This window comes from Enterococcus sp. DIV0358, assembly GCF_051713465.1.
Taxonomy (GTDB): Bacteria; Bacillota; Bacilli; order Lactobacillales; family Enterococcaceae; genus Enterococcus; species Enterococcus faecalis.
The window spans coordinates 1028929-1048561 of record NZ_JBIOPX010000001.1; the positions used below are offsets into that span (position 1 = coordinate 1028929).

General features: G+C 38.2%; 19 protein-coding genes and 1 other RNA gene. 13 read left to right on the top strand and 7 right to left on the bottom strand.

The window, feature by feature from the left end; genetic code table 11:
• Positions 1–32 precede the first annotated feature (32 nt).
• Both IGK70_RS05145 and gloA read right to left on the bottom strand, forming a co-directional pair.
• Positions 33–755, bottom strand: coding sequence for a gamma-glutamyl-gamma-aminobutyrate hydrolase family protein (locus IGK70_RS05145; protein WP_002394177.1), 723 nt, complete (start codon positions 753–755; stop codon positions 33–35).
• 142 nt (positions 756–897) lie between these two features.
• Positions 898–1272, bottom strand: a complete 375-nt coding sequence (gene gloA / locus IGK70_RS05150) for a lactoylglutathione lyase (RefSeq protein WP_002358003.1) — start codon at positions 1270–1272, stop codon at positions 898–900.
• A 148-nt stretch (positions 1273–1420) separates the two neighbouring features.
• On the opposite strand from gloA, the gene IGK70_RS05155 reads away from it, so the two are divergent.
• On the top strand, positions 1421–1867 hold the full coding sequence (locus tag IGK70_RS05155) for an NUDIX hydrolase (protein ID WP_002358001.1): 447 nt from the start codon (positions 1421–1423) through the stop codon (positions 1865–1867).
• A 63-nt stretch (positions 1868–1930) separates the two neighbouring features.
• Here the strand turns inward: IGK70_RS05155 and yidA are convergent, their stop codons facing one another.
• Genes yidA through IGK70_RS05170 form a run of 3 tightly spaced genes read right to left on the bottom strand, consistent with a single transcriptional unit; the run spans position 1931 to position 4944 of the window.
• Complete coding sequence (yidA, locus tag IGK70_RS05160; protein WP_002377829.1) at positions 1931–2743, bottom strand: sugar-phosphatase; 813 nt, start codon at positions 2741–2743, stop codon at positions 1931–1933.
• Positions 2744–2761: 18 nt separating this feature from the next.
• Positions 2762–4132: a dNTPase gene (locus tag IGK70_RS05165; RefSeq protein ID WP_002357999.1), complete on the bottom strand. Its 1371-nt coding sequence runs from the start codon at positions 4130–4132 to the stop codon at positions 2762–2764.
• Complete coding sequence (locus tag IGK70_RS05170) at positions 4129–4944, bottom strand: lipoate--protein ligase family protein (RefSeq protein ID WP_162783032.1); 816 nt, start codon at positions 4942–4944, stop codon at positions 4129–4131. The genes IGK70_RS05165 and IGK70_RS05170 overlap by 4 nt, the downstream gene beginning before the upstream one ends.
• Positions 4945–5275: 331 nt before the next feature.
• Here IGK70_RS05170 and IGK70_RS05175 point away from each other — a divergent pair, with 331 nt between their 5' ends.
• The 3 genes from IGK70_RS05175 to IGK70_RS05185 all read left to right on the top strand — a co-directional run bounded on the left by IGK70_RS05175 (position 5276) and on the right by IGK70_RS05185 (position 8325).
• Complete coding sequence (locus IGK70_RS05175; protein ID WP_002382132.1) at positions 5276–5713, top strand: DUF1934 domain-containing protein; 438 nt, start codon at positions 5276–5278, stop codon at positions 5711–5713.
• Positions 5714–5789: 76 nt separating this feature from the next.
• Complete coding sequence (rpoE, locus tag IGK70_RS05180; protein ID WP_002357996.1) at positions 5790–6407, top strand: DNA-directed RNA polymerase subunit delta; 618 nt, start codon at positions 5790–5792, stop codon at positions 6405–6407.
• Between the two features lie 307 nt (positions 6408–6714).
• Entirely contained in the window at positions 6715–8325 is a 1611-nt protein-coding gene (locus tag IGK70_RS05185; RefSeq protein ID WP_002357995.1) for a CTP synthase, read from the top strand.
• An 83-nt stretch (positions 8326–8408) separates the two neighbouring features.
• Here the strand turns inward: IGK70_RS05185 and IGK70_RS05190 are convergent, their stop codons facing one another.
• Positions 8409–10745, bottom strand: coding sequence for a PBP1A family penicillin-binding protein (locus IGK70_RS05190; RefSeq protein ID WP_002360569.1), 2337 nt, complete (start codon positions 10743–10745; stop codon positions 8409–8411).
• Between the two features lie 41 nt (positions 10746–10786).
• The gene (gene recU / locus IGK70_RS05195) at positions 10787–11404 is read right to left on the bottom strand and encodes a Holliday junction resolvase RecU (protein ID WP_010816424.1); all 618 of its coding nucleotides are present in this window, start codon (positions 11402–11404) and stop codon (positions 10787–10789) included.
• A 62-nt stretch (positions 11405–11466) separates the two neighbouring features.
• On the opposite strand from recU, the gene IGK70_RS05200 reads away from it, so the two are divergent.
• The 9 genes from IGK70_RS05200 (at position 11467) to IGK70_RS05240 (ending at position 19498) form a co-directional block, all read left to right on the top strand.
• Positions 11467–12009 (top strand): DUF1273 domain-containing protein, encoded by a 543-nt coding sequence (locus tag IGK70_RS05200; protein WP_010827303.1) that lies wholly within the window; start codon positions 11467–11469, stop codon positions 12007–12009.
• A gap of 93 nt (positions 12010–12102) precedes the next feature.
• Positions 12103–12513, top strand: a complete 411-nt coding sequence (gpsB, locus tag IGK70_RS05205) for a cell division regulator GpsB (protein ID WP_002382134.1) — start codon at positions 12103–12105, stop codon at positions 12511–12513.
• Between the two features lie 107 nt (positions 12514–12620).
• Positions 12621–12989, top strand: an RNA gene (gene rnpB / locus IGK70_RS05210) — RNase P RNA component class B.
• A gap of 237 nt (positions 12990–13226) precedes the next feature.
• A complete protein-coding gene (locus IGK70_RS05215) occupies positions 13227–14390 on the top strand; it encodes a THUMP domain-containing class I SAM-dependent RNA methyltransferase (protein ID WP_002357989.1) in 1164 nt (387 codons plus the stop codon).
• 17 nt (positions 14391–14407) lie between these two features.
• The gene (locus IGK70_RS05220; protein WP_438775188.1) at positions 14408–15904 is read left to right on the top strand and encodes a carboxypeptidase M32; all 1497 of its coding nucleotides are present in this window, start codon (positions 14408–14410) and stop codon (positions 15902–15904) included.
• Between the two features lie 32 nt (positions 15905–15936).
• Entirely contained in the window at positions 15937–16653 is a 717-nt protein-coding gene (locus tag IGK70_RS05225; protein ID WP_002361632.1) for a DnaD domain protein, read from the top strand.
• A gap of 14 nt (positions 16654–16667) precedes the next feature.
• Positions 16668–17315 (top strand): endonuclease III, encoded by a 648-nt coding sequence (gene nth / locus IGK70_RS05230; protein WP_002384704.1) that lies wholly within the window; start codon positions 16668–16670, stop codon positions 17313–17315.
• 123 nt (positions 17316–17438) lie between these two features.
• Complete coding sequence (locus IGK70_RS05235; RefSeq protein WP_002357984.1) at positions 17439–18203, top strand: GntR family transcriptional regulator, LSA1692 subfamily; 765 nt, start codon at positions 17439–17441, stop codon at positions 18201–18203.
• Positions 18200–19498: a Sapep family Mn(2+)-dependent dipeptidase gene (locus IGK70_RS05240; protein WP_002419191.1), complete on the top strand. Its 1299-nt coding sequence runs from the start codon at positions 18200–18202 to the stop codon at positions 19496–19498. Before IGK70_RS05235 ends, IGK70_RS05240 begins: the two co-directional genes overlap by 4 nt.
• Positions 19499–19633: the final 135 nt, after the last annotated feature.

Consider the following 19633-nt stretch of genomic DNA (forward strand, 5'->3'; position numbering starts at 1 on the left):
ACGGAGGGGCGAAAGACGTCCCTCCGTTTTTACTATAATTTTTGAACAAAGTAGTTAAAGAGTGCTTGGGATTTGGCATCACGTGCGTACATTAGTTCAGGATGCCATTGAACAGCTAATAAAGGCTGCTGTTCATTTGTTGATTCCACTGCTTCTGCAAGGCCATCAGAGGACCAAGCAGTAACGCGTAAATCTTTTCCTAAAGTATGTAGTGCTTGGTGATGGTACGAGTTGACTTTACCAGTTGTACCATATATGTTTGATAATTGACTGTCTGGTTCAACATCAATACGATGCGTCGCAAAGATTGGTTGAGTGGGTTGTTGTCCGTGCTTAACTGACCATTGAGGATACATCGATAAATCTTGATATAATGTGCCACCTAAAGCAACATTGACTAATTGCATTCCACGGCAAACCGCAAAAATAGGTTTGTTTTGTTTTAAGGCTTCTTCAATTAGGGCTAACTCAAACTCGTCACGATCACGATTCGTTTCTTCTAATTTTATATGGGGTTCTTGTCCGTAAAATTCAGGGGCAACATCTTGACCGCCTGCTAAAAGTAGTTTATCAATTTGTTGTATATACGTAGCGGCTAATTCTTTGGGGCCAATTGGCAAAACGAGAGGAACGCCACCTGCGGCTTGAACAGCGCTAACAAAACCTTGTGGGGTGTAAGTCACTTGGTTACCGTGAAACACTTCAGCTGCCTGCAAAAGTTGATTGCCAGCGATTCCAATAATTTTTTTTGTCATAATAACATCACATCCTCAATAAATTCATACGTTCTATTGTAGCACTTTTTTTGAAAAAAGTGTTTGAGAAGAAGTCGAGACAAGTTTTGTCTCGGACAGCTCTCAAACACAAAAAACTCAGTAAGTGAACAAGTGAAACTTTTTAACGTTCACGAATGACTTCGATTTTATAACCATCTGGGTCGACAACAAAGTAATAAGATGGTGCAGTTCCAGGTAAGCCTTTTAAGTCAGTAACAGTTAAGCCAGCCGCTTGATGTTTTTCGTGTAATCCTTCTAAATCATCTGTACTGATGGCGATATGACCATAACCGTTTCCTAAATCGTATGCTTCATGATCATAATTATAAGTTAGTTCTAGTTCGTAGTCGTCTCCTGGTAAAGTTAGATAAACCAAAGTAAATTTATTTTCTGGAAAATCACGACGGCGACTTTCTTCAAAATTGAAGGCTTTTTGATAGAAATCTAATGATGCCTCTAAATCTTTTACACGCACACATGTATGAGCCATTTTCATAGTTAAAAACTCCCTTTCAAACTTAATTATATTTCCAACGTTAATAGTAGCATAGATAAACGTGAAATGTAGAGAAAAACGCTTGGTTTCTGACTTGTTCTAAAGGAATTTCTCAGGTAAAATAGATGAAAAGAGAAGAGGTGCGCCAATGAAAACGCCAACGTTTGGAAAAAGAGAAGAGACATTGACCTATCAAACAAGATATGCTGCATACATTATTGTTTCAAAGCCAGAAAATAACACAATGGTTCTGGTACAAGCGCCAAATGGAGCTTATTTTTTACCAGGAGGCGAAATTGAAGGCACCGAAACGAAAGAAGAAGCGATCCATCGAGAAGTGCTAGAAGAATTGGGAATTAGTGTAGAAATTGGCTGTTATTTAGGGGAAGCTGATGAATATTTTTATTCGAACCATCGCCAAACTGCCTATTATAATCCTGGATATTTTTATGTAGCGAATACTTGGCGGCAACTTAGCGAACCCTTAGAAAGGACCAATACTTTACACTGGGTTGCACCAGAAGAAGCAGTCCGTTTATTAAAAAGAGGAAGCCACCGCTGGGCCGTTGAAAAATGGCTAGCGGCAGCATCATAAAATAACGAATAACCCTCAATCTATGTTGATTAGATTGAGGGTTATTGTTATTGAAAAGAATGTTTAAATTAAAACCATTTTTTCAATAATTTGAGCGACACCATCTTCGTCATTACTAGTGGTATGCACATCGGCAATTGTTTTAACATTTTCTGTCGCATTGCCCATCGCAACACCAATCCCAGCGTAATCAATCATGGATAAGTCATTTTCATTGTCACCAATGGCCATCACTTCGTCTTTATTTAAGCCTAAATGGTCTGCCAATTTTGCTAGAGCATTGCCTTTGCTAGCATTTTTATTCATGATTTCATAGTAAAAAGGCGTACTTTTAACAGTCGTATATTTTTCGGTAAAATGTAATGGTAATTTTGCAATGGCAGGATCTAAAACTTCCGGCTCATCAATCATCATCATTTTAATAATGTTCATCTCTGGTGTCATTTCATCCACCGTACGATATTTTAAAGGCATGTTCACTAAAGATGCTTCGTGAATCGTATATTTACCAATATTGCGATTGGCAGTGTAAATAGCGGAATCATCAATTGTATGCAAGTGAGCGCCGACTTTACGAGAATACATTTCAATTTCTAAAAAATCCTCATAACTCAAGGTATAGCGTGAAATAATCGTATTATCTTTGGTTGCTTGGACAAGCGAACCGTTGTAGGTAATCACGAAATCATTTTCACCATATAAGGCTAATTCATCCAATTGTTCTTTCACGCCTGGCAAAGGACGGCCTGTACATAAAACAATACGAACACCTTGCTCATTTGCTTTTTGGAGCGCTTCTTTGACCCGTGGGGTAATCTTGTGTTGTGAATTTAGCAATGTTCCGTCGATATCAATAGCAACTAACTTAATTGACATAGAATCCTCCTAGAAAACCTATTTTTTTAAAACTAACGCACCATTATGAATGTAACTTGAAAACTCACGATACGTCTCATCAAATAAATCGTAATGTTTTTTATTTCCTTGGTCAAGCATTTCTTTAGGGAAATAGAAACGTTCATCTCCTTGACTCTGACCAGCAAGTGCTGCAACTAGGGGACTGACCGTTGCCAATTCCACTAATGAGCCATCTTTTTGCATCAATTCAATTTGTGTACGATGACGGTCTTTATTTGGACGATAAAAATCGTAAGGTAAATCATAGCTTGAATTAATGGCAGTATAATATTTAGGGTTGAAACCAACTTTTTCAATCAATTCCCTTAAATAAGCAATCGTTGCTGCGCTCTCTTTTTCGTTAGTAAAGGTGGCTGACTTCAGAGGCTTACGCATAAGGAAACGTTTGGCTAAATCACCTAGAATTGAATCAGGCACATCCATCCATTGTGTAAAGTACGTAGAGAGGACGCCATCATCCAATTTTAAATATTCTTGTAAGGTGAAGTCCCCTTTAAAGAATGGTACAAGCAGAGAGGCTTGTAAATCATAGTCAAATTCAGGGTTTTCAAATAATTCTTTCGCCCGATGCAATAAATGATCAAGAATCACTTCCATCCCACGAGAAACAGGGTGGAAATAGACTTGGACATACATTTGGTAACGACTAACGATATAGTCTTCCACCGCATGCATCCCATTCATAGCAAAGGCAATGCCTCCTTTGTATGGTCGAATCACACGTAAGATTCTAGTTAAATCGAAAGTTCCGTATTCCGTCCCTGTAAAGTATGCATCACGTAACAGATAGTCCATGCGATCGGCATCAATTTGACTAGAAATCATTTGCACCACTTGAGGATTTGGGTATTGTTTAGTAATAACGCTGGCGACTTTTTCAGGAAAATCTGCCGAAACACGGTTTAAAATTTGATAGACTTCCGTTTCTGGTGAGGTGATGATTTGGACCGTGATTGCTTCATGGTTTGTATCAAAAATATGCTCGAATGTATGTGAATAAGGACCATGACCGACATCATGTAATAAAGCTGCGCAAAGTGTAATCAGGCGCTCGTCGTCATTCCAGCCGTTTTCACCTAATCGTTCCACAGAGTAGTTACGTTGGAAAATCTCACAAATCCGACGTGTAATTTCGTAAACACCCAAAGAATGGGAAAAACGACTATGTTCGGCACCGTGAAACGTAAAAGAAGAAGTACCTAGTTGCTTAATGCGACGTAATCGTTGCACTTCAGCAGAATTAATAAGGTCTAAAATCACTTGATGTTGGACATGAATATAATTATGAACGGGATCACGAAAAACTTTTTCGATTGGTAATCGTTGCTCTTTATACGGAATCGTCATACGATCTCTCCTTTAATTAAGGCGTTTCGTTGCGCCATTTTTTCCAGCTGGACAGTTAAATTTGTTTGGAACCATTCTGAGGTTATAATTGGTTCGGTTAAGTTTGGATCAATAGATTTTTCAAATTGTTGAGGTAATGCTTCGATTAAACGGGTTTTTACGGCGTCTATTGTTAATGGAGTCTCAATCAGGGTTTCTAAATTTGCCATCACTGCTGGATCAACGGGTGGATAGCCATTTTCACCAAATTGTTCTTGTAACCCAGCAAGGTAAAAGTTTCGAACCACTTCTCCACGAGCAAGTTGATTGCCGTTAACGCTGATGTAAATCATGACAGAAATACCGTCTTTGACGCGTCGTTGGGCAATCCCTGCAAACTTTTGACCGCCAATACTTAAATCATAAGTACCGGGACAATAGGATGTAGTAATTTCAAAGGCGTCAATCTCTTTCTCTGGAAAACTCTGACGGAGCCAAGCCCACATTAATTCATAAGCCGCATCGATACTTAATTTGTGTTCAGAATTATTTGGTAAAATAAGTGAAACATTTAAAATACCCGAATCGGCAATCACCCCTAAACCGCCGGCATTGCGAACGACTACAGAATAATCGTTTTCTTGCAGAGAAGTGATGCCTTCTTTTAGATGTGGTACACGGGTATCTTTCATGCCAAGAATCATTGCTTGATCCAATTGCCAGAAATGAATGATTGGTTGGTGCTGCATTCCTGAAAAAGTGGTTAAAACATCGGTCAAGGCAAAAGGTAAAAAATAGTCACTGTTTGTTAAACAACCTGAATCAAGGAGCATAAATGATTCGGTGTGAAGGGGAAAAGTTGTGCTCATAAAAAACGTCCTGTCTATTTATAATTACGTCATTTAATACGTTTATTTTCTTACTCTCTCTTATATTATATACAAAAAACGCAAAAAAGCATGTTATATAAACGAATTCTGAAGGAATTCTCTAAAATAGTAAACGGTTTTCTTATTAAATAGATGAAACAAATGCTTGCAACCCGTGAAAAGAGCTTATACAATAAGAAAAGGTACATAAGCAAGGAAAAATTGACTTTAGTTGACAAATACATTGAAAAAGTCAACAATAAGAAAGTTATATTTTGGAAAAGGAGTGACCATTATGGATTTATCAACAGGCGTTCCTGTATCGATTCAACTAAAAACGATTGTCCAACAAGGCAACGAACAAAAAGATTTTTTCTTTGACTTAGAAGGTCAATTAGTAAAAATGGGTGATACATTATACATTCGTTACAAAGAAGAATTATTAGAGGATACAGAACCAACCCCCGTAACCATTAAAATTGAACCAGACGGGCATGTTCAGTTGATTCGTGCTGGCGAATTACGGATGCGTTTAAGATTTGGCTATCAGGAAAAATTAGATACAAGTTATCGAACCCCTTATGGCTTGCTGCAGATTAGTACGTTTACCCATAATTTGCGTGTTAGTTTAAAAGACCAACCAATGTCTGGTAAGATTTTAGTTGATTATGATTTATACTCTCAAACAGAGCGAATCGGAGAATATCATTTAGAATTAGAATTTACTGCATAAATATTGCAGAATAGAATTGATTTTTTTTCAATGTTTTTGTATGATAAGGAGTAGACTGTGAAAGGACGTGTACCTCTTGGAAATTAATGTATTTGAAGGGTTAAACAAAAAAGAATTATCCATGATTGAAGTAGCACACGCTATTTTAGAACAACATGCAGATGTAATGGATTTTTCTGATTTAGTTAACCAAATCCAAAATTATCTTGGCAAGTCTGATAGTGAAATTCGTGACCAATTAGCACAATTTTATACAGATTTAAACATCGACGGTAGCTTTATCTCATTGGGAGACAATCGTTGGGGCTTACGTTCATGGTATCCAATCGATTCAATCGATGAAGAAGTTACACATGGCTTGGAAGAAGACGAAGAAGATGCACCACGTCGTAGAAAACGTAAAAAAGTAAATGCCTTCATCACTAATCCAAACGATGAAGATGTAATTGACTATAACGATGACGATCCAGAAGATGCTGAATTAACAAATGATGATGAAGAAGACATCTTGTACGATGATGAAGAAGATGAAGATGAAGAAATTAAAGCATACAACTCTGATTTACAAGAGATTGGTGCAGATTCAGACGATGATGAAGAAGACATTCCACAAATCGAAGAAGATTTAACAATCATTGATGACGATGATGTTGAAGATGAAGACGATTTTGATGACGAATATTCTGAAGAGTAAGAAACCAAAAAGCTTGATTCCTAAGAAGGAGTCAAGCTTTTTAGTTGAATGTCCAAGAAAAATGAGAAAATAGAAAAAATTATTTTCTTGAATAGAAGTACTTGACCTGATGTCCGTTTGCTTGTATTATACTACTTGGGCACCTTTAAGAAGGTCAGAAGTTTGAACGAACTTACAAGCTCCCTATTCGTAATGGATAGGGAGCTTTTCTATTTTTGTTTCTTTTTTATTTGGAGAAACGTAAGAGTTTCAAAGTTGTTTTACTTCTCTCTACAAAATATTATCAAAGAAAGGGTTTTTAACTATTATGACAAAATACATCTTTGTTACAGGTGGCGTGGTTTCTTCTATCGGAAAAGGGATTGTCGCAGCATCTTTAGGACGATTATTAAAAAATCGTGGATTAAAAGTAACGATTCAAAAATTCGATCCATATATTAATGTGGATCCGGGGACAATGAGTCCTTACCAACATGGAGAGGTTTTTGTCACAGATGATGGTGCCGAAACAGATTTGGACTTAGGTCACTATGAACGTTTTATTGATATTAACTTAAATAAATACTCAAACGTAACCACTGGGAAAATTTATTCAGAAGTCTTACGTAAAGAACGTAAAGGGGAATACTTAGGTGCAACAGTGCAAGTTATTCCACACATTACCAATGAAATCAAAGAAAAAATCATGCGTGCAGCGAAAATGACGGATGCCGATGTGATTATCACAGAAGTAGGTGGTACTGTCGGCGACATCGAATCATTACCTTTCCTAGAAGCATTGCGTCAAATGAAAGCTGATATGGGTAGTGACAACGTAATGTACATCCATACAACCTTGATTCCTTACTTAAAAGCGGCTGGCGAAATGAAAACTAAACCAACACAACATAGTGTCAAAGAATTAAGAAGTTTAGGGATTCAACCAAATATTTTAGTGGTCCGTACAGAATTACCTGTTTCTCAAAACACTAAAAACAAATTAGCACAATTCTGTGATGTTAATCCAGAAGCGGTAATTGAATCTCGTGATGTTGAAACATTGTACTCCATTCCATTAGCACTTCAAGCACAAAACATGGATCAAATTGTTTGTGATCATTTAAAATTGGACGCACCGGCTGCAGACATGACTGAGTGGCGTGCATTAGAAGAAAAAGTTCTTAACTTGAAAAAGAAAACAAAAATTGCGCTGGTTGGTAAATATGTTGAATTACCAGATGCCTATATTTCTGTTGTAGAAGCATTAAAACATGCTGGGTTTGATTTTGATTCAGATATCGAAATTGATTGGGTTGATTCACAAGAATTAACTGCTGAAAATGTCGCTGAAAGAATTGGTTCAGCAGATGGTATTTTGGTTCCTGGTGGTTTTGGTGATCGTGGAATTGAAGGAAAAATTGAAGCGATTCGTTTTGCTCGCGAAAATGACGTACCATTCCTTGGCATTTGCTTAGGTATGCAAATGGCCTGTGTAGAATTTGGTCGTAACGTTGTGGGCTTAGAAGATGCTGGTTCTGCAGAAACTAATCCTGACGTGACAAATAACATTATTGATTTAATGGCAGATCAAGAAAACATCGAGAATTTAGGTGGTACACTACGTTTAGGTTTATATCCATGTAAATTGAAAAAAGGAACGAAAACTGCGGCAGCATACGGAAATGAAGATGTTGTACAAGAACGTCACCGTCATCGTTATGAATTTAACAACAAATACCGTCAATTATTTGAAGAAAATGGCTTAGTCTTCTCTGGAGTTTCACCAGATAATCGTTTAGTTGAGATTGTTGAAATTCCTGAAAAACAATTCTTTGTGGCTTGTCAATTCCACCCAGAATTAATTTCTCGTCCAAATCGCCCACAACGCTTAATCAAAGGATTCGTTGGTGCAGCTTTGGCAAATAAAGAAAGTAAATAAGTAAAAATGGACGAAGTGATTCAGTTCACTTCGTCCATTTTTAATCTAAAAAAGTACGGGGCTCATGATGAGCCCCGTACTTTTTATGCTGCTTTATTTTCGTCTGGTTTAGAACTACTTTCAGGTGGTTGCGGTGGTTCTTGTGAACTAGAACTTGATGGTTCAGGTGGTTGTTCCGATGTTGCCGGTTGCTCTGCTGAGGAAGAGCTTGCCGGTTGTTCGGTTGATGGTGGCGCTTCAGAGGAAGAAGGCGCACTTTCTGAACTAGAACTTGATGAACTTTCCGCTTCTTTTGTGGAAGAGGATTCCACCGTACTGCTAGATTCCGGCTGTGGTGCTGAAGAGGTAGTACTTGGTAAAACTTGTACATTTGGTACCTCATAGGCATCTTTCACGTATAATTCATTACCTACCCGCACAACACTGTCTGGCTGCACCCAGTCATCGTTTGAAACATTTTGAGACAAGTAACTCATTATTTCACGATAAACATCCGAGGCAATTCCATAGTATTCTTGATAGATTGGTGTATTTCGATCATTGTATCCAGTCCAAACAGAAACGGCATAGTGTGTTGTATAACCAACAAAGGTACTATCCGGGGCAATTCCTTTTTCTGTTGTGCCCATTCGCGCTAAATCTTCATCAGTATAGTTAGAAGTCCCTGTTTTGGCCGCTTGGATTAAGCCTGGAATGGCACCGTTAAATCCTGTTCCGCCGTTTAAAACATCTTTTAACATATCCGTCATCATATAGGCGGTAGAGTCTTTCATCGCACGTTTGCCATCAGGTTGATAATCAACGCTAGTTCCATCATTGAAAACGACTTTGTTTACGTAATACGGTTTGTTGTAAATCCCGTTATTGGCGAAAGCCGCATATGCTGCTGCTAATTTCAATGAGGAAATCCCGTATTTATCGCCATCTACGTCGCTTGTGTTACTTGAAATGGCATTCGACGCTTCTAAGTTTTTATAGTCAATTCCTAGTCCTTTAATGAAAGGCATGATGTTTTCTTTACCAACTTCATCAAACGTCTGGACCGCGGTCGTGTTACGAGAACCCATAATCGCACGGCGCATAGTAATGACGCCTTGATATGTTAAATCAGAGTTGAAGACATCAATGTCGGTACCAGGATATTTCGTTGGCTTATCCACCATGAGGCGACCTGTCGAATAATTTAAATTCTCAATTGCGGGACCATAATCCATGATTGGTTTCACGGTTGAACCAACATCACGTTGGGTGTTAACAGCTAAATTGTTTCCTAATTGTACATCATCAGGAATGTGACGACCACCAATCTGTGCTCGGACTTGTCCAGAGGCAACATCAATAACGGTTGAAGCCACTTGCATTTTATCATCTGGAAACGCAACGTATTGATCACTGTTGACAATATCGTAAAGTTGTTTTTGGGCATTCATATCTAAGTTTGTGTAGATATCTAGTCCGTCTGTGTAAACATTTTTACCAGTTTTTGCTTTCACTTCATTGATTACTTCTTTGACGTAATTATCTACGACTTTTCGATTGTCATCACTGGCTTTTAATGGCACTAAGCCTTCATCGATTGGGGTAGCTTTGGCTTTTTCGTACTCTGCTTTCGAGATTTTTTTATTGTCGTACATTGTGTAGAGTACGACATCCCGGCGTTCTTTAGCAGTATCTGGTTTTGTATAGGGATCATATGAGTTTGGCGCTTGTGGCATTCCTGCCAGTAGGGCCGTTTGTGGTAAATCAAGTTCAGATAAATGTTTACCATAATAATTTTCAGCCGCTGTTTCCATTCCATAGAAACCATTCGCCATGTAGACTTTGTTAATGTAGTAAGTTAAAATTTCTTCTTTTGATTTTTCACGTTCTAAACGAACAGCCATCCATGCTTCTTGTGCTTTCCGTTTCAAGGTTTGGTCAGATTCTTTTGTAGAGAAGTAGGACAATTTAATTAATTGTTGGGTTAAGGTACTTCCGCCTTGTAATCCACCATTTTTGACATTTGAAAGGGCAGAACCGATAATCCGAATCGGATCCACACCAATGTGTTTATAGAAACGACGGTCCTCGACAGAAACAATGGCATCTTTTAATAATTGAGGCACATCATTTGGTTGAATTAATTCACGCTTTTCTGCGCCTAAATCCTCAAAAATTTCATTATTAATATCGTAAAGCTTCGATGAAACTGTCGCATTCAGTTTGTCATCTTCTAATTTTGGGGCTTGTCGTGCATAGAACCAAAAAAGACCAACGCCTGCTAAAAAAGCGACCATCCCAGCGATAAGTAAGCCAAGAAAGATTTTTAAAACAAGCCGTTTTTTCTTTTTCGGCGGTTGTGTCTTTTTCTTGTAACTCGACTTCGATGAGGTGTTGGATGCATGTCTAGCAGCTCGCGAGCCTGAATTTGCGGTTGGCATAAATAGCAACTCCTTTGTTATACTTTCAAAACTTTATGAATCTAGTGTGTCTGAATATATTGTTCCACTGCGTCGAGATAAGGGATTCGCGGTGCGATTCCAAAAGATAATTCAATTCCTTCTTTCTCGATGAGTGCAAGCGGCATAGATTTTTTTCCAGTAACTGTTTGGTTTTTCCAATGCGTTATTAGATTTTCACCACTAAAAAAGAAGCAGCGTTTTAAGCTTGAAAACCATAATAGCACAAAACAAATCCCTTGTTGTGCTATACATTGTTCCATATGATCAATTTGATGTTGATGAAAATTTTTAAAGGGAAAGGACGTGGTATTTTTCGTTTCTTTCGCTTCAAAATCTATGTAACGGCCTTGATATACACCGTTATAATCAGTCGTTGAAGCTTGTCTAAAGTAGGCCTCCTTAATAACAGCCGCACTTCGTTTGGGATAATCTACTTTAACAATTTGAACAGGAGTGGGTTTCTTATGAACGACTGCTTGCTTATTCAATAGATAATATTGATTGCTTTGATTGATCGCTTCTTCGAAATCCATCCCGCGATTACCAAATTCAACGGGGCGTTTCTTTTTTACTTGTTTTTTTGGTGATTGTGCTTCATGATGATTATAAGGTATTCCGTTAGGATAATGGAACGTCACGTTTATCACACTCCTAGCCTGTATTATACCAAAAAAAAGACCTGAAAGAAAAGGGATGACTTATGGAAATGATAAAAACCCTCTTTGTCACCGGTTATCGCAGCTTTGAATTGGGGATATTTCAAGGAAAAGACCCGAAAATCACAGTTATTAAAAATGTCTTAAAAAAAGAGTTAGCCAGTTATATTGAAGCGGGAGTAGAATGGATTTTGATTTCTGGCAATTTAGGTGTTGAACTTTGGACAGCTGAAGTAGTTGGGGAATTAAAAACGGAATATCCAGAAGTCCAGCTAGGTTTGCTTTATCCATTTAAAGACTTTGGCAATAATTGGAATGAACAAAATCGAGAACTGTTAACGAAAGCGGAAAGTTTGGCTGATTATATCAACTCAGTAAGTCACCAGCCCTATCAATCGCCAGCACAATTAAAAATGCATACAAAATTTCTTTTGGAACATTCTGGGGGCAGCTTACTTATTTATGACAAAGAGTACCCTGGCAAAACGGAGTATTTTTTAAAGGACGCACAACATTTTTCGGAACGAGAACCCTATGATATTCGCTTAATTACAATGGATGATTTACAAAACTCGGTGATTGATTAGAGAATCTGTTTGATTTTCTAGCTATTTTTCGTTACAATAGTATTTGTGGAACTATGAAATTTTCTATCGTAAATAAACAAATGAGGTGTAAACATGGCAAATTTAGTATATAGTCCTAAAGACATTTTACAAAAAGAATTTAAAACGAAAATGATGAACGGGTATGACCCAATTGAAGTAGACGAATTTTTAGACAATGTCATTAAAGACTACGAAGCTTATAATAAAGAATTATTAAGCTTGCAAGAAGAAAACAGCCGCTTAATGGCAAAATTAGACCAATTATCAAAAGCCCAACCAACGCCTCGTGTTGCTCAAGAAGTACCAAAAAGTGCAGCAGTGACCAACTTTGATATTTTAAAACGTTTATCAAACTTAGAGCGTGAAGTTTTTGGTAAAAAGTTAGATGAAACACCTTCAACACCTGTAACGCCTTCTGCACCGTCAATGACTACAGAACCAGCGAATCATGATGTTGATAATGCACAAACACGTCAATTTTAACAAGACAATTTAAGTCAAGTTTTCACGAGGAACAGAAAGCATTTGTTAGAATAGCGGACACTTGTTGTAGTGTGTAAATTTTTGCTGTTCGTCTAAACAGATTTGTAATTTTCGGGTGATCGCGGTTTGCTTTTGCAAGCTGAGGAAAGTCCATGCTCGCACAAGCTGAGATGCTTGTAGTGTTCGTGCTTAGCGAAATCATAAGCTAAGGTACTCTTTTAGAGTAACGGCAGGAAAAATGACTAAGGTTTCGACTATGTCAAAGTATCCTTGAAAGTGCCACAGTGACGAAGCGATGTGGGAAACTCCATCGGTGGAACGCGGTAAACCCCTCGAGCGAGCAACCCAAACAATGGTAGGGGCGCTCTTCTAAAGGAAATGAACGAGTAGAAGAGGCAGAGTTTACTCTGCAGATAGATGATGACCGTCACCAATTTTTCCTGAAGAATTGGTGATACAGAACATGGCTTATAGAAAATTACAAGTAATTCAGGAAGACCTTCCAACGTAGTTGTGAAGGCTTTTTTTACGAAAAGAATAAAAAAATGTTAAAATAAAGAAACTGAGATAAAAGTAGTAAGCTGTCTGTTCTAAAGAGGCCGGGATAGGACCGTTTAGTTCAGAGAAAGCGGACAATTACAAAAAACAAGCGGAGCAGTAGTCGGCAGGACTGTTAGCTTCAGACAATAAAAAAGAGTCAAGAAGGAGTTTTTATGACGAAAGAAAAAACATTCAAACTTGTTGCAACAGCTGCTAGTGGCTTAGAAGCATTAGTTGGAAAAGAATTGCGTGATTTAGGGATTCCCTGTGAAGTAGAAAATGGCCGGGCCGTCTTTGAAGGCACTGTTGAAACAATTGCTACTGCCAATTTATGGCTACGGACAGCAGATCGGATTAAAATCGTCGTTGGCGAATTTAACGCCTATAGTTTTGATGAATTATTTGAAAAAGTTAAAGCACTTCCTTGGGAAGATTATTTGCCTTTAGATGCAGAATTTCCAGTTGCAGGTAAATCAATTAAGTCAAAATTGTATAGTGTTCCTGATTGCCAAGCCATCACCAAAAAAGCCATTGTTAACCGTTTAAGAGAAGTTTACCATCGTCCAGCGACGGTGCCTTTAACCGAAACAGGAGCTTTGTTTAAATTAGAAGTGGCTCTTCTAAAAGATAAAGTGACGTTGACGTTGGACACGACTGGACCAAGTTTATTTAAACGAGGCTATCGCATTGAAAAGGGGGGCGCACCTCTTAAGGAAAACATGGCAGCTGCTTTAGTGATGTTGACCAATTGGCGCAAAGATCGTCCTTTTTATGATCCAGTTTGTGGTTCTGGAACGATTTGTATTGAAGCAGCATTAATTGGCCATAACATTGCCCCTGGCTTTAATCGTAGTTTTACTTGTGAAACATGGGATTGGGTTGATCCAGCAATTTTTGAAAAAGTACGTAACGAAGCCGAGGCAAAGGCAGACTACGATGTTGAATTAGATATCTGTGGTTCAGATGTTGATGGGCGAATGATTGAAGTCGCACGAGCGAATGCTGAGGAAGTTGGTTTAGGTGATTCAATTACCTTTAAACAATTGGCCTTAAAAGATTTTACAACCGAGAAGGAATATGGTGTAATGGTAGCTAACCCGCCTTATGGTGAGCGTTTAGGAGAAGAGGAAAGTGTTCGCCGTTTGTATAAAGAAATGGGCCATGTTTTCCGTCCGTTAACTACTTGGAGCAAGTATATACTGACGAGTGATCTTGCTTTTGAAGAATATTATGGTGCCAAAGCTACTAAAAAACGGAAGCTTTACAACGGAGCCTTACGAACAGATTTATTCCAATACTGGGGAACACGTCCACCAAGAAAACCACGGGAAGACTAAGAAAGCTGGTGTAAAAAATGAAGGAAGCTGTATTTTTACAAGAAGTGAAAGAAATTCAATTACTAAAAAATGCCTTGACATTATTAGACTGGGATTCATCAACTGGGATGCCAGAAAAAAGTAGTCCTTTTCGAGGAGAAGTAGAAGGGTATTTAACCGGATTATATTTTGAACGAAGTATTGGCCCAGTTATTCAAGAAGCATTGGCCTATTTTGAGACACGCCCTGAAGAATTATCTGAATTAGGGAAACTGGTTTTTGAAAAAGTAAAAGAAGAATATGCTTTGAATAAAAATGTTCCAGCTGAACGTATGCAAGAATATGTTAAAGTATTAAACCAAGCACATACAGATTGGCTAAAAGCACGCGCTGCACAAGATTTCGGCTTGTTAGAAGAAACCTTAACGAAGGTCGTTGCGTTTCAAAAGGAGTTCATTCCTTATTGGCAAAAAGAAGAAAAAACACCGTACGATGTGTTATTAAATCAATTTGAACCGGGGATGACGGTTGAGAAGCTAGACCAAGTATTCGACCAAGTAAAACAAGGGATTCAAGAAATTCGGACCGTTTTAGCGGAAAAAGGTACGCCGCCTAGAACTGACTTTTTATCTAGAAAAATGACCAAAGAACAACAACGCCGTTTTGTGATTGGTGTGGTTGAACAATTAGGCTATGATTTTTCAAAAGGCCGATTAGATGATACAGTTCATCCATTTATGACAGCTCTAAATCGAAATGATGCGCGGATTACTACGCGCTGGGAAGAAAATAATTTCTCAATGGCAACATTTGGTGTGATTCATGAAGCGGGTCATGGGATGTACGAACAAAATTTTGATCCTAAATTTGACTTTACGCCACTAGGCGAAGGTGCCTCTATGGGGATTCACGAATCACAATCGCTCTTTAATGAAATTATCATTGGTAGCAACCGGGCTTTTTGGCAAAAACAATACCCGTTTTTCCAAGAATGCGCAGAAGGCACTTTTGATGATATTACTTTTGAAGATTTTTATGCTTCTTTAAAAGAAACGAAAGCAAGTTTGATTCGGATTGATTCCGATAGTCTCACCTATCCTTTGCATATCATTATTCGTTATGAAATTGAAAAAATGTTATTTAATGGTTCTTTGGAAGTCGCTGATTTGCCAAAAGTGTGGAACGAAAAATACCAAGAGTACTTAGGCGTCTCACCTGGAAATGATTTAGAAGGTGTCCTTCAAGATGTTCATTGGTCTGGAGGTAGCTTTGGTTATTTCCCATCTTATGCCTTGGGTTATATGTACGCCGCGCAACTATTTCACGCAATGAAACAAGAATTATCTGTTGATGAAATTTTAGCTTCGGAGGATTATTCTGATATCCGTAAATGGTTAACACAACATATTCATCAGTACGGCGCTTCACGTAAACCAAATCAATTAATTTATGATGCAACGGGGGAAGAATTGAATCCTAGTTATTTAATTGATTATATGAAAGCTATTTATTTTGATGTTTATCATGTGCAATAAGTGAAACAAGCAAGGGGAAGTGGACAACAACAATGTTATCAATTCGTGAATATTTAGAAGCTGGTGAAACAACGATCTCAAACTTACTATTTGATCATTACCAAAAAATTGGTTTGAAAGATGATGAATTTCTCTTTTTACTGCAACTTTTTCGTTCGCAAAATGCAGGCGATTTATTTCCAGACTTAATGGCGATTGCAGAGACGATGGGTAAAACGCCAGATACGATTTATAAGTTATTAAATCAATTGGTTTCTCGCGGATTTATTCGAATTGAAACACAACAAAACCAAAAAGGTCAAATGATGGATACGTATGATTTACTGCCTGTTTTTCAAAAGATTCAATTATTTTTACAAACGAGCAAAGAAAAACAAGTTGTCGCAAACCACGAAGATGAAATTAAACAGCTTTACCAAGGCTTTGAAAAAGAATTCGGACGTCCACTTTCACCAATTGAATTAGAAATGATTGGTCAGTGGTTGAACACAGACCATTATTCCCCTGAATTAATCCGGTTAGCGTTGCGAGAAGCCGTTTTAAATCAGGCGTATAGTTTGAAATATATTGATCGTATTTTACTTGCGTGGGAGCGTAAAAATATTACCACCAAAGAACAAGTGGCTGCTGATCAGAAAAAACGAAAAGATTCTATGATTCAAAATGAGATTGAACAACAAGGTCAGACACAAGAAGCGTTACCAAAGGTTACATTACACAATTGGTTAAATCCAGAAGACAGTGAATAAAAAGGAGGTGGGCCATGCTATCACAAGAGAAAACAATGGAAGCTATTGAAATTATGTATGAGATGTTTCCAAATGCAGAATGTGAATTAAAACATAAGAATCCTTTTGAATTATTAATTGCTGTGATTTTAAGTGCGCAAGCAACCGATGTATCGGTAAATAAAGCGACTCCTGGTTTATTCGCAGCTTTTCCAACACCAGAAGCTTTAGCAGCTGCACCGGTGGAGGAGATTATTGCTAAAATAAAAACCATTGGCTTATATCGCAATAAAGCAAAAAATATTAAAGCGTGCGCACAACAACTTTTAGAACGTTTCAATGGAGAAGTTCCGCAAACCAGAGATGAACTGGTCAGTTTACCTGGCGTGGGGAGAAAAACAGCCAATGTAGTAATGGGAGATGCTTTTGGTGAACCGGCTTTTGCAGTAGATACACACGTGGAACGAGTGTCCAAGCGCCTTAGAATTTGTAAGCTAAATGCGAATGTTACTGAAGTTGAGCAAACCTTAATGCGTAAAGTTCCGAAAGAACTCTGGGTGAAAACGCACCATACCATGATTTTCTTTGGGCGTTATCACTGCCTAGCAAGAGCGCCTAAATGTGAAGCCTGTCCGCTACTCTATATGTGTCAAGAAGGCAAAGAACGGATGAAAGGGAAATAACATATTTTTTTTTGATTTTTAAGAAACGCAACAAATGATTGCGGTTTCTTAAAAATTGATTTAGTATAGACAGTGTGGTATATACTAGGAAATTTATTTTTTTGAAGAAAGATAGGCGATGAAATGACAGAAAATGCACCCAAATTTAAGCAAATTTCTGCAGAAATTGAAAAGAAGATTCGAGACGGTCTGTATGTAAGTGCACAAAAATTACCTTCAGAATATGATTTAGCTAAAGAATATAACTGCAGTCGCTTGACCATCCGTAAAGCGATTGATGATTTGATTCGCAAAAATATTTTGGTAAAACGACATGGTAAAGGTAGTTATGTGATGTCGCAAGCGAAAATTCAAAGTGGCCGCGCTGGCTTACAAGGTTTTACTGAGGCAGCCAAAGCTTACGGGAAAAAAAGCCAGACAGAAGTCATTTCCTTTGAAGAAGTAGTACATCCCGCTGAGAAAATTCGGGAGGCACTCCAAGTGGGCAAAAATGAGGCGATTTATGAACTGATTCGCCGCCGAATGTTAGATGGCGAGCCAATGACAGTTGAAAAAATTTATTTGCCACAGGCATACGTACAAGGCCATACGAAGCAAGACTTCGAGGGCTCTCTTTTCTGCTTAATCGAGAAAAACGTCGAGATTGCTTATTCGCATCAAGAAATTGAAGCAATTTTAGTTGAAGCGGAAATTTCAGAATTATTGAATGTTCCTGTGGGCCAACCACTTTTACAAGTCCACTCTATCACCTATGCGCTTGATGCAACTCCTATTTTATATGATGTCTCTTTATATCGAGCAGATCGGTACACGTTTAAAAACACACTGACCCGCTATAGCCCGTCTGAAAACAACCAAGTGGAGCTAGGAGGTTCTTGGAACGAATGAAGATAAAAGAAGAAATAGCCGCTCAAAAAGATTTATTTTATGAAGACTTAAACAAAATTATCGCGATTCGAAGTGTGAAAGGGTCGCCTAAAAAAGAGGCACCTTTTGGCGAAGGACCGAAAAGAGCCTTGGAAGAAACGCTGAAACTTGCAGAGCGTTATGGCTTTCAAACTGAGATTGTCAATGACGCAGTTGGCTATGCGCAATGGGGAACAGCGGAAGAATATCTGGGGATTATTGGTCATTTAGACGTAGTACCAGAAGGTTCTGGCTGGTCAGTGCCACCCTTTCAATTAACGAAAAAAAATCAACGTTTGTATGGTAGAGGAATTCTAGATAATAAAGGTCCTATCTTGGCTTGCCTGTATGGAATGAAATTACTGAAAGAACTTGGTTACCAACCAAAGAAAACCATTCGCTTAATGTTTGGCACGGATGAAGAAAGTGGGAGTGGAGATATCCCCTTATATTTAGAGAAGGAAAACGCACCCGTTTTTGGATTTACTCCAGATTGTAAATATCCAGTAGTTTATGGGGAGCGAGGGATTGTTAATTATGAAATCACAACGACCATCCCAGATGATTCAAGTGAACAAATTGGTCAGATTATGGGTGATCAAGCAAAAGACCATGTGCCTGATCAATTAAGTGTGGTGATTGCGGGAAAAACAACGGCAATCACGGGAAAACGTGCTCCTTCCAATGCGCCAGAACTAGGCAAGAACGCGATTACTTTATTGGCACAGAAAATTAGCGAGGAACAGTTAGTCAAAGGAAATTTATTACAGTATTTCGACTGGTTAACCGCTAGTTTTCACGAAAAGCACTATGGCGAAGGAGTAGCTCTGGACTTTAAGGATCAGGATAGCGGGCAATTGATTTTAACGCCCTATGCGTTGGAAAAACGAGGACAGCAATTGGTGTTATCATTGGCCGTGCGTTATCCTGTTTCTATTACAGAAAACGAAGTAACCACGCAGCTAACGAAGGCACTATTTCCAGAAAGTGAAGTGACCGTCATCCGCCGCCTCCCTAGTACGCTGTTTCCAAAAGATGAGCGCAATGTTCAAAAATTAACCAAGGTTTATGAACAAATTACTGGCTTAGATGGGACGCCAGTCACAACTACAGGTGCTACGTATGCTCGTTTTATGCCGAATATCGTTGCTTTTGGTCCATCATTTCCTGGTCAAAAAGGCATTGCGCATAACCAAGATGAATATATGGATGAAAAAGATTTACTGCTTAATCTGGAAATCTATATGCAAGCGATGATTGCATTAACAGAAGCATAAAACCAATAGAAGATACACGTATGAGAAGAAGCCAATGTGTTTCGTAGAGGTCGCATACGTGTATCTTCTATTTTTCTGTATAAAATTTCATTTTCAGTATATACAAAATAGTATATACTAGTTTATAATGGTGGA